This window comes from Streptococcus sp. sy004, from assembly GCF_007859205.1.
GTDB lineage: Bacteria > Bacillota > Bacilli > Lactobacillales > Streptococcaceae > Streptococcus.
In genome coordinates, this window is the sequence record NZ_VOHP01000006.1 from 55,324 (window position 1) to 71,868 (window position 16,545).

The following is a 16,545-nucleotide window of genomic DNA, read 5'->3' on the forward strand; positions in this document are numbered from 1 at the left end:
ATGACAGTAGCCCAATTACAACCGAAAATTTACGCAGACTTTGTTAAGATTTTACAGACAGAGCGTTTGAGTCATGCTTATCTTTTTGATGGGGGATTTGCCAGTTGGGAAATAGCTTTGTTTATCACGCAAAGTCAATTTTGCTCTGAATTGGTAGAAAACTTGCCCTGTGGAACGTGTCGTTCTTGTCGCTTGATTACAAGGTTGGAATTTTCTGATTTACATGTGATTGAGCCAATCGGACAGGTGATTAAAACAGAAACCATCAGAGAGGCGTTGCGTGATTTTTCTCGTTCAGGTTTTGAGGGAGATAAGCAGGTTTTTATTATTCGACAGGCAGAAAAAATGCACCCCAATGCAGCCAATAGCTTGTTGAAGATTATGGAAGAACCAAAGACTAATGTTTTGATTTTTCTTTTAACAGACGATGCTAATCTGATTCTACCAACTATCAAAAGTCGTTGTCAGCAGGTGTTTTTCCCTAAAAATGAAAGCTATCTCAGGGATTTCTTTGCTAGATCAGGGCTATTACCGAATCAAGCGAAGATTCTAGCACAATTGGCTAAGGATCAAGAAGAGGCTGAAACTCTGGTAAAAAGTCAGAAAGTCTTGCAGCAACTACAGCACCTAGAACGTTTTTTAACCGTTTTATTTAATGATTCCAAGTCTTCTTTTTTAGAAGTTGCACGTCTAGTAACGCTGTTTAAGGAAAAAAGTGAACAAGAGCTTGTTTTTAAGTTGTTGAGTTTCTTGTTGGCAGAACAGTTGCCCAAACAGATGGCTTTTGCTTATTTAGAGCGACTTTATTTGGCTCAGAAAATGTGGAAAAGTCATGTTAGTTTTCAAAATGTTTTGGAATATATGGTGATAAGTTGAGGAAAATAATGGTAAAAAAAGATCTATTTGATGCCTTTGATGGCTTTTCACAAAATTTAATGTTGACCTTGGCTGATGTGGAAGCCATGAAAAAACAAGTGCAAGCCTTGGTCGAGGAGAATGCTCGCTTGCGTTTAGAGAATACCAAGCTGCGTCAATATTTTGAAGAAGTTGAAAAAGGTAAAACGAGAACCAGTAAGGAAACTCGTGATACCTTATTGGGCATCTATCAAGATGGCTTTCATGTGTGTAAAGATTTTTATGGTCAACGACGAGATAATGACGGTGACTGCCTTTGGTGTGATGAGCAGCTAGAAAGAGCTTAACGATGCAAATTCAAAAAAGTTTTAAGGAAGTAAGAGTAGTCGGTAGTCTTTATCTGGTGCCAACACCTATTGGTAACTTGCAAGATATGACCTTTCGAGCTATCGATGTCTTAAAGTCAGTTGATGTCATTTGTGCGGAAGATACAAGGACGACTGGGCAACTACTTAAGTATTTTGACATTGAAACCCCTCAAACGAGCTTTCACGAGCATAATGCTTATGAAAAAATAGGAGAGTTAATTGAATTGTTGTTGTCGGGGAAATCACTAGCTCAAGTATCTGATGCTGGCATGCCAAGTATTTCTGATCCAGGTCATGATTTGGTACAAGCAGCACTTGCTAGAGAGATTCCAGTCGTTTCTCTGCCGGGTGCCTCTGCAGGCATTACAGCCTTGATTGCGAGTGGGCTGGCTCCGCAACCGCATATTTTTTATGGTTTTTTACCACGTAAAAAAGGTCAGCAGCTCAGTTTTTTTGAAGAAAAAAAAGCCTATCCAGAAACCCAAATTTTTTATGAGTCACCTTATCGTGTGCTAGACACGTTGACGAATATGTTGGCAGTTTATGGTGATCGTCAAGTGGTTTTAGTACGTGAATTGACCAAGATTTATGAAGAATATCAACGTGCAAGTCTAAGTGAGCTGATTGAGGCGTTAGAAGAGAAAGCCATTAAGGGAGAATGTTTGCTAATCGTTTCAGGAGCAGCTCTTGAAGATAGATCGCTAGCAGACCAAGATCCAGTAGCTTTGGTCAAGGCCTTAGTTGTATCAGGTCATAAGCCCAACCAAGCGATTAAGGCAGTTGCTAAAGAATACGGTCTAAATCGTCAGGAACTCTATCAAGCCTACCATCAACAAAAGGAGGATCACAGTGAATAATCGTTTTCTTTATTATATGTTGAAACATCCCGTGATGCTCTTGGTCGATCGTGAAACTGGGGTCCAATATCTAACAACGCTTTATAACCAAATCCCCTTGATGGATCAAGATGGAAATTTTGTTATGGCAGGTCTTCCCAAACTACCCTTAGAATTGGATAAAACAAGACAAAAAGAATATGGACGTGACCTAAAGCAACGTTTTACGTTTAATGTTAAACGAGCAGGACTGTTTAGAATGGTTTATCTTATGACGGATCAGCAAACAGGGGTGGAGTATCTTTGTTCTGGGGGAATGGTGACGCCCTTACTCACAGAAACTGGTTATCTGAAAATTAAGGAGGACTAAACATGTTAACGTTTTATGAATACCCAAAATGTTCAACTTGTCGTCAAGCCAAAAAAGAACTCAAGGAGTTGGGAGTGGACTTTGAAGCTGTTGATATTAAGACAACACCACCTACAGTTGATGTTTTAGCTGACTGGCTAGCTCACAATGAACTTCCCTTGAAGAAGTTATTCAATACCAGTGGCAATTCTTATCGTCAGTTAGATTTGAAAAATAGATTTGATCAATTTTCAAAAGACGAATTGTTGAGCTTGTTGTCGCAAGATGGTATGTTGATTAAGCGTCCGATTTTGCTTGATGGTAATCACATTTTACAAATTGGTTATAGAACCCCTTATGAATTATTACCAATCAAGGAAAAGTGATTTTATTTTACGAATAGAGAAAAGAAGGCTAGTTAAATGACAGTTAGCCTTTTTTGTTTTTTTATGCTAAAATAAGTCTATGTGAAAGAGGTATTGCAGATGTTATCAACTAGAAAATCTGTTATGGCTATTATTTTTGGCGTCATATTTTTAGTCTTGTTGGGAGCTTGCTCTTTTGTTAAACAGACTGAACCGTCAACAGAGCAAGAAGCTAGTTCAACGTCAAAGGTTAAGCAAGTCAACTTACCTAAGGTATCTTCATCTGATTGGGAGTTGGTTTTGGTTAATCGTCAACATCCTAAAGAAGAGTTAAATCCTGATTTGGTAGAAGTCGATGGGGTGTTTGTTGATAGGCGGATTGAAAATGATGTCAGACAGTTTTTAGCAGCAGCACAAAGCATATCGTCTAATGAACAGTTGATTTCAGCCTATCGTAGCGTTGCTTACCAGGAACAAGTCTATAATGGCTATGTGGAGAGAGAGCTACTGGGTGATCCAAGTTTAAGTCGAGATGAGGCTGAGAAAATTGTCCAAACATTTTCTCAACCACCAGGAGCTAGTGAACATCAAACTGGGCTTGCTTTTGATATGAGTACGACGCCTAACTTAGATGGTAGTGATGAAGCGATTGCCAAGCAAGTACAACAGTTGGCAGCAACGTATGGTTTTGTTTTACGATTTCCAAAAGATAAGACGATCATTACAGGCATTACTTATGAAAATTGGCATTACCGTTATGTTGGAAAAATCTCAGCAGCCTATATGGTCAAGCATAACTTGGCTTTAGAAGAATACATTGAATTATTGAAGGAGAACGGACAATGAAGCGTCGCTTATCGTTGAAGGGTATGCTTTGCCTTACCTTTTTGCTCTTGATAGGATTAGTGTCGATTTTGAGTCGGCCACAAATGATGCGAGCAGAAACGGTAGTTAGAACGTCCTATACTCAGGAACAATTTATTGAAAAAATAGCTCCGATTGCTCAAGAATTATCAGACGCCTATGGAGTGCCAGCCTCTCTTATTATTGGTCAGGCGGCTTTATCTTCTAATTATGGTACTTATGTCGTGGCAGTGAATTATCATAATCTTATGGCTTTGCCAGCTTATGAGGGGCGTGATAGTGTTTCTTTGTCAACCACCCGTTACTTATCTAATAAATTAACGACTGTGACAGATCGTTTTGCGATTTATGACAGTTGGAAGGCGTCTCTCTATGATTATCTGGCAATTCTGAAGTCAGGAAAGGTCTGGGGCAAGGAACTTTATGAAACTCTGGTCACCTCAACAGATTATAAAATTTCGGTTAAAGCTTTAAATAAAGCGGGTTTTAGCCCTATTGCTGATTATGAAGCAAAATTGATTAAACTGATTGAAGAGAAGAATTTAACCCGTTACGATAAAAATTAGCACTCGATAAAAAAGAGTGCTAATTTTTTTGTGTTTTTTCTTGACAAGACAATTTATTGGGGTATAATAGAGTTATAAATTAGCAGTCTTCAAACAAGAGTGCTAACGAATGGAGGTGGGTCTTATGATTACTCAACGTCAGAGTGATATTCTGAATCTGATTGTTGATTTATTTGTTCAGACTCACGAACCTGTTGGTTCAAAAAGTTTGCAAGAAATGATCGAGTCAAGTTCGGCCACCATTCGTAATGATATGGCTCGCTTAGAGAAGATAGGCTTATTGGAAAAAGCCCATACTTCTAGTGGTCGAAAACCGAGTTTAGCTGGGTTTAAGTATGTGATTGAGCATTCCATGCAAGAAGGGCGGCTTGATGAAGCAGATGCTTATCAAGTCATTAAAGCTTTTGATTTTGAAGCCTTTAAGTTAGAAGATTTGCTCCAAACAGCTAGTCGGCTTTTAGCTGACATGACAGGCTATACAGCGGTGACACTTGATGTGGAAGCTAAGGAACAGACTCTAACAGGTTTTAAGATTGTCCAGCATAGTAGCCATGATGCTTTGGCGATTATGATTTTAGATGCGTCAAAGTCAGTAACGATTCAATTTGCCATTCCGAAAAACTTTTTGAGTCGAGATTTACTGGTCTTGGAAAATCTGGTTAATGAGCGTTTGCTTAATAAATCTGTCCTAGAAATTCACTATAAGCTCAGGACAGAGATTCCACAGGTTGTGCAAAAATACTTTGTGACGACCGATAATGTTCTTGACCTGTTCGAATACATTTTTTCTGAGTTATTCCGAGAAAGTGTTTTTATAGCTGGTAAGGTTAATAGTTTGAGTTATGCTAACTTAAAAACCTATCAATTTTTGGATAATAATCAAGATGTCGCCAACTTATTAAGGGAGCAAATGCAAGAAGATGAGATGACTCATATTGACCTAGCTGATCAGCTAAAACAAGATTTGGGACAGGTCGGTGTCATCCAACAAAAATTTCTCATTCCCTATCGTGGTTTTGGGCAGTTAAGTCTAATTGGTCCGGTGGAGATGGATTATCGCCGACTGATTAGTTTAATTAAATTAGTGAGTAAGGTTTTGGCTGTTAAATTGGGTGATTACTATCGCTACCTTAACAGTAACCATTATGAAGTAGAAAAAGGAGACGATTATGTCAGAAGATATTAAAAATGAAGCATTAGAAGAGGAAACAAATCCTATTGAAGAAGAAACGACAGAGACAGTCGCTGAAGAAACAGAGGACTTATCTTCTGAGGTAGCAACGCTTCAAGCAAAGGTTGATGAATTTGAAAACGAATACTTACGAGCTCATGCTGAAATGCAAAATATTCAACGTCGTGCTAGTGAAGAGCGTCAGCAATTGCAAAAATACCGTTCACAAGATTTGGCAAAGAAAGTCTTGCCAGCCTTGGATAATCTTGAGCGTGCTTTGGCAGTTGACGGATTGACAGAAGACGTTAAAAAAGGTCTGGAAATGACACGTGATAGTTTGGTTCAAGCCCTTAAAGAAGAAGGTGTTGAAGAAGTGGCGACAGAGCAGTTTGATGCTAATTTCCACATGGCTGTTCAAACCTTGGCTGCTGATGAAGACCATCCTGCAGATACGATTGCAGAAGTTTTCCAAAAAGGTTATCAACTCCATGATCGCTTATTGCGTCCAGCTATGGTGGTGGTGTATAATTAAGAAAGTGAGAAAATGCGTATGCTAGATATTTTTGAACAAAATAGAAAACAAAACGAAGAATATCGTAAGTTTGCTCAGCGTTATTATGAAGGTGAAAATACCTGTGAAAGCTGCCGAGGAAAAGTAAAAGTTTTGGTTTCCATGGCTGACTTTCCTAACAGCGATGATGAGTGGTTAGGTTGTCCACATTGTGGGCACCATGCGTATATTAGGACTAGAGGTATTGCTAAAGCTGAAAAAGCTTAGACTTTCAATCAATGGTCTGTGATGATAAACAAGGCAATATTAAAATGAACAGCAAGTTAATAAAATGCTATTGTCCCAACCGTTCAAAGAGAGCGTTAAAAAGAAAATAAAAGAAGAGGTAACACAATGTCTAAAATTATTGGTATTGACTTAGGAACAACAAACTCAGCAGTAGCAGTTCTTGAAGGAACTGAAAGCAAGATTATTGCTAACCCAGAAGGAAACCGTACAACCCCATCCGTTGTTTCTTTCAAAAATGGCGAAATCATCGTTGGTGATGCCGCAAAACGTCAAGCAGTTACGAACCCAGAAACAATCATCTCAATCAAATCAAAAATGGGAACATCTGAAAAAGTTTCTGCCAATGGTAAAGAATACACACCACAAGAAATCTCAGCTATGATTTTGCAATACTTGAAAGGTTACGCAGAAGATTATCTAGGTGAAAAAGTTGAAAAAGCAGTTATCACGGTACCAGCATACTTCAATGATGCCCAACGTCAAGCAACAAAAGACGCTGGTAAAATTGCAGGTCTTGAAGTCGAGCGTATCGTCAACGAACCAACGGCAGCAGCCCTTGCTTATGGTCTTGACAAAACAGATAAAGATGAGAAAATCCTTGTGTTTGACCTCGGTGGTGGTACGTTTGATGTGTCAATTCTTGAACTTGGTGACGGTGTCTTTGATGTATTAGCAACTGCAGGTGACAACAAACTTGGTGGTGATGACTTTGACCAAAAAATCATTGATTTCTTAGTAGAAGAATTCAAGAAAGAAAATGGTATCGACTTGTCAGCTGACAAGATGGCTCTTCAACGTTTGAAAGATGCGGCTGAAAAAGCTAAAAAAGACCTTTCAGGTGTAACACAAACTCAAATCAGCCTACCATTTATCACTGCAGGAGCAGCAGGTCCACTTCACTTGGAAGTTGCTTTGACTCGTGCTAAATTTGATGATTTGACACGTGACTTAGTAGAACGTACAAAAATCCCAGTTCGTCAAGCTCTTTCAGATGCAGGTTTGTCAATCTCTGAAATTGATGAAGTTATCTTAGTTGGTGGTTCAACACGTATTCCAGCCGTTGTTGAAGCTGTAAAAGCTGAAACTGGTAAAGAGCCAAACAAATCGGTTAACCCTGATGAAGTAGTTGCTATGGGTGCAGCGATTCAAGGTGGTGTCATTACAGGTGATGTGAAAGATGTCGTTCTTCTTGATGTCACACCGTTGTCACTTGGTATTGAAACTATGGGTGGTGTCTTTACGAAATTGATTGAGCGTAATACAACAATCCCAACGTCTAAATCACAAGTGTTCTCAACGGCAGCAGACAATCAACCAGCCGTAGATATTCATGTGCTTCAAGGTGAGCGTCCAATGGCAGCAGACAACAAAACGCTTGGTCGTTTCCAATTGACAGACATTCCGGCAGCTCCTCGTGGTATTCCACAAATTGAAGTGACATTTGATATTGATAAAAACGGTATTGTGTCTGTTAAGGCTAAAGACCTTGGTACTCAAAAAGAACAACATATCGTCATCAAATCTAACGATGGTCTTTCAGAAGAAGAAATTGATCGCATGATGAAAGATGCTGAAGCAAATGCTGAAGCAGATAAGAAACGTAAAGAAGAAGTTGACCTTCGTAATGAAGTTGACCAAGCTATCTTTGCGACAGAAAAAACGATTAAAGAAACAGAAGGCAAAGGTTTTGATGCAGAGCGTGACGCAGCTCAAGCAGGTCTTGATGATTTGAAAGCGGCTCAAGAGTCTGGCAATCTTGATGAGATGAAAGCTAAACTAGACGCTCTTAACGAAAAAGCACAAGCCTTGGCAGTGAAACTGTATGAGCAAGCGGCAGCAGCTCAACAAGCAGCGGGGGCTGACCAAACTACTGATAGCTCAGCAGATGATGTTGTCGATGGTGAGTTTACTGAAAAGTAAAGCTAGACTAAAAAAATACAGAGGTTGCAGCCCAGCCTCTGTTTTTGGGTAAGAAGAGAGAAAGGAAGAGTGTTCGCAATCGAACACGGGCTAAGAACTGAGCCAAAAAGATAATTTTCTAGGTTATAACATGCCTATCGTTAAAATATCTGTTTTTGGCTTCCTTTTAACGCCCTTTGTATCTTATTATGAACAATACAGAATTTTATGAACGTTTAGGTGTGTCAAAGGATGCGTCGCAAGACGAAATCAAAAAAGCCTATCGCAAAATGTCGAAAAAATACCATCCTGACTTGAATAAGGAAGCAGGAGCTGAACAAAAATACAAGGACATTCAAGAAGCCTATGAAACCTTGAGTGATAGCCAAAAGCGTGCCAGCTATGACCAGTTTGGTGCTGCAGGAGCAGGTGGTGGTTTCGGTAGCGGAGCAGGTGGCTTTGGTGGTTTTGACGGCTCTGGTTTCGGTGGCTTTGAGGATATTTTCTCGAGTTTCTTTGGTGGTGGAGCAAGTCGCAATCCTAATGCCCCACGTCAGGGGGATGATTTACAATATCGTGTCGATTTGAGTTTTGAAGAAGCGATTTTTGGTACGGAAAAAGAAGTCAAGTATAGCAGAGAAGCGTCTTGTGGGACTTGCTCTGGTTCAGGTGCCAAGCCTGGTACGAATCCTGTTACTTGTGGACGTTGTCATGGTGCAGGTGTTATGACAGTTGACACACAAACACCGCTTGGCATGATGCGTCGTCAAGTGACCTGTGACCGTTGTCATGGTCGTGGCCAAGAAATCATCTCACCATGTCAAACCTGTCGTGGAACGGGTCATGAAGAACAAGTTCACAAGGTGTTCGTCAAGGTGCCGGCAGGTGTCGAAACAGGTCAACAAATCCGTTTAGCAGATCAAGGAGAAGCAGGATTTAATGGCGGTCCGTATGGAGATCTATTTGTTATCATCAATGTTCGCCCAAGTGATAAGTTTAAGCGTGAAGGTGCAACCATTTACTATCAATTAGATTTGAACTTTGTTCAAGCTGCCTTGGGAGATACGATTGAAGTGCCAACTGTTCATGGTGCAGTTGAGTTGATCATTCCAGAAGGCACCCAAACAGGCAAGACCTTCCGTCTTAAAGGTAAGGGAGCACCACGTTTACGAGGTGGTGGTCAAGGGGATCAACATGTTACAGTGACAGTGGTTACCCCAACCAAACTTAATGACGGTCAAAAAGCAGCCCTTAAATCCTTTGCAGAAGCTAGTGGCTTTAATCAAGTTCATCCTAAGAAAAAAGGATTCTTTGATAAGGTAAAAGACGCTTTTGATGATATTTAAGATGTAAATGAACCAAGGTCTGAGGGCCTTGGTTTTTTATAAAAACTGGGGCTTTGAGAATAGTGGTTGATTTGCTATAATAGGAGGCATGGTAAGATATAAGGCAACCATCTCTTATGATGGCAGTGGTTTTGTTGGCTTTCAAAGACAGAGTCACGGACGAACAGTCCAAGAAGAATTAGAAAAAACCTTGACCAAGTTAAATAGTGGTCAAGCAGTTACGGTGCATGGGGCTGGTCGGACAGACAGTGGTGTTCACGCCTATGGTCAGGTGGTTCATTTTGATTTGCCTCAGTTACGGGATTTGGAAAAATTACGTTTTGGCTTAGACACGCAGAGTGCAGATGATATGGCGGTGTTGCAAGTGGAGCAAGTGGCAGATGATTTTCATGCTCGTTATCATAAACATCATAAAACCTATGAGTTTTTGGTGGACATTGGTCGTCCCAAAAATCCAATGTTGCGGCATTATGCAACACATTTTCCTTATGAAATCGATGTTTCTTTGATTGAGCTTGCCATTAAGGACTTGGTCGGAACGCATGATTTCACGGGGTTTACAGCTAGTGGAACCAGTGTGGATAATAAGGTGCGAACGATTAGTCAAGCAAGTGTTTGTTTGGATAAGAGTCGTCACTTGTTGATTTTTACCTTTACAGGCAACGGTTTTCTTTATAAGCAAGTGCGTAATATGGTGGGAACGCTATTAAAGATTGGTAACGCTCGTTTTCCAGTTGGTCAAGTGAAAGAGATTTTGAAGCAAAAAAATCGACAATTAGCAGGGCCGACGGCGGCTCCTAATGGGCTATATTTAAAGGAGATTATCTATGAAGACTAAATATATCCTAGCTATCTCTGGTAGTGACATTCTTAGTGGTGGAGGCATGCAAGCTGATTTGGCAACTTTTACTCATCACGGTTTATTTGGTTTTGTTGCCTTGACAAGCCTTGCCACAATCAATGGACAAGGTTTTGAGATTCATGCTTTGCCTGATGAATTGTTGGCTAAACAGTTGACAAGTTTAGAAGATGTTCCATTTTCTGCGATTAAGTTAGGGCTATTGCCTAATCCTGCCGTGGCTAATCGTGTGTTAGATATGATTACAGCTCGTTCGACACAACCTACCGTTTTAGATCCTGTCTTGGTTTTTAAGGAAAATGGTGATGAGCAGATTAGTCAGATGAGAGCAGAACTTTTGAAGTTTTTTCCCTATGTGTCTATTATCACTCCCAACCTTCGTGAAGCAGAAATCTTATCTGGCATTAGTATTTCTAGCCTATCTGATATGAAACAAGCTGCTCAAAAATTATATGAGTTAGGGGCTAACCAAGTGGTTATCAAGGGTGGAACACGTCTGGATAAGACGCAAGCTATTGACTTGTATTATGATGGTAAGGACTTTTATGAGTTGGCTCTGCCTATTTTACAAAACAATAATAATGGGGCGGGTTGTACCTTTGCAGCAAGTTTAGCTAGTCAGTTGGCATTAGGTCAGCCCATGTTTGATGCCATAAAGGCAGCCAAGTCTTTTGTTCATCAAGCGATTCAGGGAGCCAATGATTATGGGGTACAATATGAAAACAAGTAACACGCAATATTTAACGCTTTTGGCGATTTTAGTGGCAGTGACCTTGGTCTTGGGGCGATTTGTCATGATTCCTATAGGCAAGGGATTTTTAACCCTGTTAGATGTAGGGATTTATTTTACGGCGGCTTATCTAGGAAAAAAAGAAGGAGCCTTGGTTGGAGGTCTGTCAGCCTTTTTACTGGATTTGTTAGCAGGCTATCCTAACTGGATGCTGATTAGTTTGTTTGCTCATGGAGTTCAAGGCTACTTTGCTGGCTTTAAGGGCCGTCAAAAAGGATTAGGTTTAATTCTGGCTAGTTTGGTCATGGTTAGTTCCTATTTTTTAGCTTCCTGGGGTTTTTATGGGCTAGGTCTTGCCTTGGCAGATGTTTTAGGAAATATCTTGCAAAATACTTTGGGCATGTTTTTGGGGTTAAGTCTAGCCAGAGTTTTTGTTAAGTTGAACTAATAACATCTTTTTTACCTAAATGTAAGAATTTTTGTTATAAAAATCAAAAAAACGATCGTAGTCGTTCGTTTTTTAGAATTAAATACAGGAGTTTACGGGAAAATGTTTATTTTTGTCTGTGGTTGTTGCTATAATAGATAAAAGCTAGTAAACAGTTTAAGGGGTAGTCTAATTATGAAAGTCACTCAATTATCCTATCGTAATCAGAAAAAAGTATTATTTTCTAACCTGTCTTTTGATACTAAAAGGAACTCTTTAATCGTTATTGAAGGAAAAAATGGTTCTGGTAAATCAACTTTGTTGAAGATTTGTCTAGGTTTGGTCAAGGCTAGTTCAGGACAGGTTGAGCTAAGTGAGCGAGTAGGCTATGTACCAGACTCATCAGAACCCTACTTTGTTGGCATGTCACCACAGGTCTTTTTTCAATTTTTATGTGTCAATCTTAGTTTGCCTGAGTCAGATTTCCAACAACGCTTAGAGGACTTACGAGCAAAATTTTCTTTTCATCATCAGTTAATGACAACTCCCATTCAGTCGCTGTCTTTGGGAGAAAAGAAAAAGGTCATGTTAATGGCGGCTTTTCTTCTTGATCCCCCGCTCTATTTGATGGATGAGCCATTTTCTGGTTTGGATGAGCAGAGTTTGATCTACCTATCAGAAAAGATTAAAGAGGAGTTGACAAAAGGGAAGTCTTTTGTCATCGTGACTCATGGTTATCAAGATTACTTGTCTGACACTGCCTTGACGCTACAACTTTAAGGAGGGTGATATGTTAGCTAATCTTCACCTCTTGTTTATTGCCAGACAAGGCTATTGGCAGGACAAAGAAGAGGTCAAACCCGGACAATTTTGGCTTTATTTGTTTCCCTATCTTTTCTCATCTATCCTAATTTTCATATCATTTTTATTAGTCAAAGAGAAAATCATTGGCCTACTTGATGGTTATTCATTTTATGGCTTGATGTCCTATCTGAAATTAACCAAGTACATTCTTTATGCCATTATCCCCCTAGGCATAGCCTATGAAAATTTCTACTTGGTTAAGAACCAAACCAAAGAAACCTTTCATCTCTTTTTTGGTATCAATAGATGGTCTTGGTCACTTCTAGTCTTGTTGAGAAATAGTGTGATTATACTACCAGCACTGACTTTAGGCTTATTTTTTCAACCAGTTTTGACAATTTGTTTATTTCTTGCCAGCCATTTCTTGAGTTTTCCACTGTTGAGCCGTTATCAATTCTGGCAAAGAAACCGTTGGACCACATCACAAACTATGGGCCAGTTGACCTATATTCGTTCTGTGGTGGATGACTTAACCTTATTGCGTGCCTTTTTACTGCCACTGAGTTCCCTTCTCCTCTTTCTCGTCTGGGAATTTAGTTTGGGCAAATCCGTCACCTTGTTAAGTCAATCGCCAGTTTCTCTCGCCTTCTTTTTAGGAACAATCGCCTACTATTCTAAAAGCCCAATCTATTACTTTTTAGCTCTCTTAAAAGATATGCCCTACTTAAAAGTCTTGCGACTGAATTTGACCAGTTTCTTTTTACCGAAACTGTTACTGATGGCAGCCTTGTCCTATCTGCTAGTTGCTGTTCCGGTTCTGTTTTTCTTGATTTGGAAAGGGGCAAGCCTGTCTTATAGTTTGAGTTGGGCAGGAATCTTGCTTGTCGTTTGCCTAACCTTACAAGGTTTTCAGTTACGCGAGGTGATTTATTTCAAGGAAATGCGTTTCATGCTAGCCAAGGAAATTGATAGTTATCGTTTGCCCATGTCTTATTATCTCAAACGTTGGCTTATCAGTTTAAGCATGAGTTTAGTTGGTGTGTTGTTGCTGAAGTATTCGTCGTTTTATTTGTTAGTGGCTGTGGGATGTCTATGTTTACTGAGTCAGTTCATTAACTATTCTTATTTGATTCGCCGTTATTTTTCATAGAAAGGGTGTTTGCTGTGAGTTTAATTCATCTTGAAAAATTAAGTAAGCATTATCGGATTAGTCAGACCCAGACGGAAAATGTCTTACGTTCGCTGACTGCCGTGATTGAAGCCAGTAAGTTGACCGCCTTGTATGGGCCGTCTGGCTGTGGTAAGACTAGCCTACTCAATATTTTGAGTGGCCTAGACCGTGATTACGAAGGTAGGGTCTTGTTTAAGGGGCAGGATTTCAAGGAACTTTCCGAACAAGAGCTAACCCTTTTTCGTAAGGAACATATTGGTTTTGTCTTTCAAAACTTCAATCTCATCGCTCATCAGTCAGTATTGGATAATGTTTTGTTGCCACTGTACTTAAAAGGTATCTCCCATAAGGAAATGGTGGCTAGGGCAGAGAAGGTTCTTGAAGATTTAGATATGCTAGCCTTCAAGGATAAGAATGTCAAACAGTTGTCTGGTGGTCAAAAGCAGCGTGTCGCTATTGCGCGTGCCTTGGTCAATGATCCCGATTTGATTGTGGCAGACGAACCAACAGGTTCTTTGGATTCTAAATCTCAAGAAATGGTGTTAGAAATTTTTCAAGACCTAGTTAAAGAAGGCAAGACAGTCTTGGTGGTTACCCATAATCCAGAAGTGGCAGATTATGCCGATGTGATTATCAAAATGAAAGATGGTGAGATTATTGAAGAAAGCAAAGGTCAAAAAGAATAACTTATCTCAACTATATCAGCTCAAGTTGGCTTGGAGCAATTTTTTAGAACGTAAGTGGCGGAATCTCTTGATTGCTCTTGCGACCTCGATTGGTTTTGTTGGGATTTTAATTTCTTTTGGTTTGGGAAATGCAATTATTAAGATGATTGATGAGGAAACTGGTAATGGCCAACTTCCTGCTCAGATTCAAGTGATGATCAATAGTGAAGTCAATCCAGGTGGTGTCATCAATCAGGAAGATAAGGCATTTATTGAGAAAATAGTTGGAATAGATAAAATTAAATACTTAGAACTTCCTTTTTCAACCATGGCAACTCAGTTAAAGTTAGCGGATAAAGGAGAGTTAGATCTATCAACGACTCTTCCTAATTATGCTCAAATCGTTAGCCTTTATCAAGATAGTGGGATCTCAGTGTCATCTAACACTAAGGAGCAAGTTTTGGCAGGCGCTCTTTATCAAGACGCTAAAGAAGAAGGTTTGACCATTCCTGAAACCTTACTTAACGATTTTAATAAAGCTAATAAAACTCAGCTAACGGCTAAGGAAGTCATTGGTCAAGAAGTTAGTTTGACGTTGATTGAAAATACTAGCCAAGGCAGTAAAAGTAGTCAGATTCAAACCAAGATTATCCGTGTTCTCAAAGATGAGATGGCTGATAGTAACAGCTACATGTCTAGGACCCAGTTAAGTCAAGTTTTATCTAGTAATGGGTTTAGCAAAACCACCCCTTATATGATTTTTGAGTTGAAAGATCCAGCTCAGACAAACCGTGTCATCGACAAGCTAAAGACCTATAAAAAATATACCGTCTTGTCGCAACAACAGATTTTGGGAGTCATCGTTAACTTTATTAAGGTGATTCAAGGTTTGTTGGTTGTGCTATCTAGTCAGGCATTGCTGGTTTCTATGGTTATGATTGGGGTTATCATTTATATCAACATCATGCAACGCTCGAAAGAAATTGGTGTCATGAAGGCAGTAGGTTACTTAAATCAGAATATCAAACGGATTTTTATCTATGAATCCCTGTTGATTACCGGTATTTCTTTAATGCTGGCTTTTCTTGTGTCACTAGGAATCGGTAGTCTAGCTAATCTCCTTGTCAAGCGATTTTATCCAGAGATTGAACAAGTCTTTCTGCTTGATGCAAAATCAGTACTAATCATGTGTTTGCTCGCTTTGGTCATGGGTGTTTTATCAGCCTATTTCCCAACTCGTAAGATTAGTCAATTAGACCCAGTGGGATCCCTACGATATGAGTAAGTCGTTATAATTTTGATATGATAAAAAACCTGTAAAGTATTTCTTTACAGGTTTTAGTATACCTTGTGATTAAGAAAGTGGTTCAAGATTGATTTCCAACACAATTGGTGTGTGATCTTGGCGTGTACCAGAGGAGATCATATCTGATTTCGATACCAAGTCAGCAAGTCGCTGACTAACTAACCAATAATCAATTCTCCAGCCAGTATTGTTGATTTTGCTAGTTTTGCTACGCTGTGCCCACCAAGTGTATTGGTGAAGTAGATTTCCATGTAAATGACGAAAAGTATCAACAAAGCCCTTGCTTAACAGATTGGTAAAGCCTTGACGCTCTTCATCAGTGAAACCTGGAGATTGACGGTTGCTGCTAGGATTGGCAAGGTCAATTTCATGGTGAGCGACATTATAATCTCCAGTTGCTAAAACAGGCTTAATCTTATCGAGTTCAGCCAAATAGTCAGCGTATTTTTGATCCCAAACTTGACGTTCGCTCAAACGCTTCAATCCATCTCCGGCATTGGGCGTATAAACTTGAGTGATAAAACAGTTATCAAATTCAAGTGTGATGATACGCCCCTCATCATCCATCGTAGATGGAGCATCAATTTTAGGGAAAGTAATTTTAGGTTGCAGTTCTTTCTTATAAAGAAACATTGTGCCTGCATATCCTTTTCGAGCAGGTTCAACCGATGAACGCCAAGTTACCTCATAATTTGGGAAATAATCAGTTAAAATGTCCAAGTGCTTTTTTGTTGGACCTTTAGCAGAGAGTTTAGTTTCTTGAATGGCAATAATATCAGCATCTTCTTCTACTAAGGTATCCAAAACAGCACGAGATAGTTGGGCACGACTGGAATCGCTGGTCAAAGCCGCATTAAGAGAATCAATATTCCAAGAAATTAGTTTCATGAAATTATCCTTTCCAATGTTATAATTAAAACTGTCTTTTATTATAGCAAAAAGTTACTGGAAACGTCACTAAGAGCGATCAAACAGAGCGGTAAAATAACGCATTTCAATTTTTTTTAATTTTTTTTTGACAAAGTAGTTGACAGGGGATGTATAGTTTGATAGAATGTAATAGTTGTCGCCTGATGGTGACGTTAAGACCTTTGAGAACTGAATAAGACGAACCAAGTGCGGGTTATGAAAATAACCTGTTAATAAACAATAAGTCAGTGAAAAC

Annotated in this window: 21 protein-coding genes; 19 read left to right on the forward strand and 2 right to left on the reverse strand. The window is 39.4% G+C overall.

The genetic code is table 11. The features are described from left to right. The 19 genes from FRX54_RS05675 (at position 1) to FRX54_RS05765 (ending at position 15,359) form a co-directional block, all read left to right on the forward strand. Positions 1-876: a DNA polymerase III subunit delta' gene (locus FRX54_RS05675; protein WP_146461954.1), complete on the forward strand. Its 876-nt coding sequence runs from the start codon at positions 1-3 to the stop codon at positions 874-876. An 8-nt stretch (positions 877-884) separates the two neighbouring features. Further along, entirely contained in the window at positions 885-1,202 is a 318-nt protein-coding gene (yabA, locus tag FRX54_RS05680; protein ID WP_146461957.1) for a DNA replication initiation control protein YabA, read from the forward strand. Positions 1,203-1,204: 2 nt separating this feature from the next. Beyond that, complete coding sequence (rsmI, locus tag FRX54_RS05685; protein WP_146461959.1) at positions 1,205-2,080, forward strand: 16S rRNA (cytidine(1402)-2'-O)-methyltransferase; 876 nt, start codon at positions 1,205-1,207, stop codon at positions 2,078-2,080. Continuing rightward, positions 2,073-2,429, forward strand: coding sequence for a hypothetical protein (locus FRX54_RS05690; RefSeq protein WP_146461961.1), 357 nt, complete (start codon positions 2,073-2,075; stop codon positions 2,427-2,429). The genes rsmI and FRX54_RS05690 overlap by 8 nt, the downstream gene beginning before the upstream one ends. Positions 2,430-2,431: 2 nt before the next feature. Beyond that, positions 2,432-2,794: an arsenate reductase family protein gene (locus tag FRX54_RS05695; protein WP_146461963.1), complete on the forward strand. Its 363-nt coding sequence runs from the start codon at positions 2,432-2,434 to the stop codon at positions 2,792-2,794. A gap of 99 nt (positions 2,795-2,893) precedes the next feature. Continuing rightward, positions 2,894-3,619, forward strand: a complete 726-nt coding sequence (locus FRX54_RS05700; RefSeq protein ID WP_146461965.1) for a M15 family metallopeptidase — start codon at positions 2,894-2,896, stop codon at positions 3,617-3,619. After that, positions 3,616-4,203, forward strand: coding sequence for a glycoside hydrolase family 73 protein (locus FRX54_RS05705; RefSeq protein ID WP_146461968.1), 588 nt, complete (start codon positions 3,616-3,618; stop codon positions 4,201-4,203). Before FRX54_RS05700 ends, FRX54_RS05705 begins: the two co-directional genes overlap by 4 nt. Positions 4,204-4,327: 124 nt before the next feature. Beyond that, complete coding sequence (gene hrcA, locus FRX54_RS05710; protein ID WP_146461970.1) at positions 4,328-5,389, forward strand: heat-inducible transcriptional repressor HrcA; 1,062 nt, start codon at positions 4,328-4,330, stop codon at positions 5,387-5,389. After that, positions 5,373-5,906 carry a nucleotide exchange factor GrpE gene (grpE, locus tag FRX54_RS05715; RefSeq protein WP_146461972.1) on the forward strand — a complete coding sequence of 178 codons (534 nt, stop codon included), beginning with the start codon at positions 5,373-5,375 and terminating at the stop codon, positions 5,904-5,906. The genes hrcA and grpE overlap by 17 nt, the downstream gene beginning before the upstream one ends. Positions 5,907-5,918: 12 nt before the next feature. After that, positions 5,919-6,152, forward strand: a complete 234-nt coding sequence (locus FRX54_RS05720; RefSeq protein WP_146461974.1) for a hypothetical protein — start codon at positions 5,919-5,921, stop codon at positions 6,150-6,152. Positions 6,153-6,278: 126 nt separating this feature from the next. Further along, positions 6,279-8,093: a molecular chaperone DnaK gene (gene dnaK / locus FRX54_RS05725; protein WP_146461976.1), complete on the forward strand. Its 1,815-nt coding sequence runs from the start codon at positions 6,279-6,281 to the stop codon at positions 8,091-8,093. Between the two features lie 188 nt (positions 8,094-8,281). Continuing rightward, positions 8,282-9,418, forward strand: coding sequence for a molecular chaperone DnaJ (gene dnaJ / locus FRX54_RS05730; protein WP_146461978.1), 1,137 nt, complete (start codon positions 8,282-8,284; stop codon positions 9,416-9,418). Positions 9,419-9,506: 88 nt separating this feature from the next. Continuing rightward, positions 9,507-10,256 carry a tRNA pseudouridine(38-40) synthase TruA gene (truA, locus tag FRX54_RS05735; RefSeq protein ID WP_146461980.1) on the forward strand — a complete coding sequence of 250 codons (750 nt, stop codon included), beginning with the start codon at positions 9,507-9,509 and terminating at the stop codon, positions 10,254-10,256. Next, the gene (locus FRX54_RS05740; RefSeq protein ID WP_146461982.1) at positions 10,246-11,007 is read left to right on the forward strand and encodes a bifunctional hydroxymethylpyrimidine kinase/phosphomethylpyrimidine kinase; all 762 of its coding nucleotides are present in this window, start codon (positions 10,246-10,248) and stop codon (positions 11,005-11,007) included. The genes truA and FRX54_RS05740 overlap by 11 nt, the downstream gene beginning before the upstream one ends. Continuing rightward, a complete protein-coding gene (locus tag FRX54_RS05745) occupies positions 10,994-11,455 on the forward strand; it encodes an ECF transporter S component (RefSeq protein ID WP_146461984.1) in 462 nt (153 codons plus the stop codon). The genes FRX54_RS05740 and FRX54_RS05745 overlap by 14 nt, the downstream gene beginning before the upstream one ends. 174 nt (positions 11,456-11,629) lie before the next feature. Beyond that, the gene (locus FRX54_RS05750) at positions 11,630-12,214 is read left to right on the forward strand and encodes an ATP-binding cassette domain-containing protein (protein ID WP_146461986.1); all 585 of its coding nucleotides are present in this window, start codon (positions 11,630-11,632) and stop codon (positions 12,212-12,214) included. A gap of 10 nt (positions 12,215-12,224) precedes the next feature. Beyond that, on the forward strand, positions 12,225-13,388 hold the full coding sequence (locus tag FRX54_RS05755; protein ID WP_146461988.1) for a hypothetical protein: 1,164 nt from the start codon (positions 12,225-12,227) through the stop codon (positions 13,386-13,388). Between the two features lie 14 nt (positions 13,389-13,402). Further along, complete coding sequence (locus FRX54_RS05760; protein ID WP_146461990.1) at positions 13,403-14,095, forward strand: ABC transporter ATP-binding protein; 693 nt, start codon at positions 13,403-13,405, stop codon at positions 14,093-14,095. After that, positions 14,055-15,359, forward strand: coding sequence for an ABC transporter permease (locus FRX54_RS05765; RefSeq protein ID WP_146461991.1), 1,305 nt, complete (start codon positions 14,055-14,057; stop codon positions 15,357-15,359). The genes FRX54_RS05760 and FRX54_RS05765 overlap by 41 nt, the downstream gene beginning before the upstream one ends. Before the next feature lie 69 nt (positions 15,360-15,428). On the opposite strand, the gene FRX54_RS05770 is transcribed toward FRX54_RS05765, so the two are convergent. Beyond that, positions 15,429-16,268: an exodeoxyribonuclease III gene (locus FRX54_RS05770; protein ID WP_146461993.1), complete on the reverse strand. Its 840-nt coding sequence runs from the start codon at positions 16,266-16,268 to the stop codon at positions 15,429-15,431. Between the two features lie 69 nt (positions 16,269-16,337). Beyond that, a partial coding sequence (locus tag FRX54_RS06375) for a hypothetical protein (RefSeq protein WP_222430373.1) occupies positions 16,338-16,545 on the reverse strand: 208 nt, incomplete at its 5' end.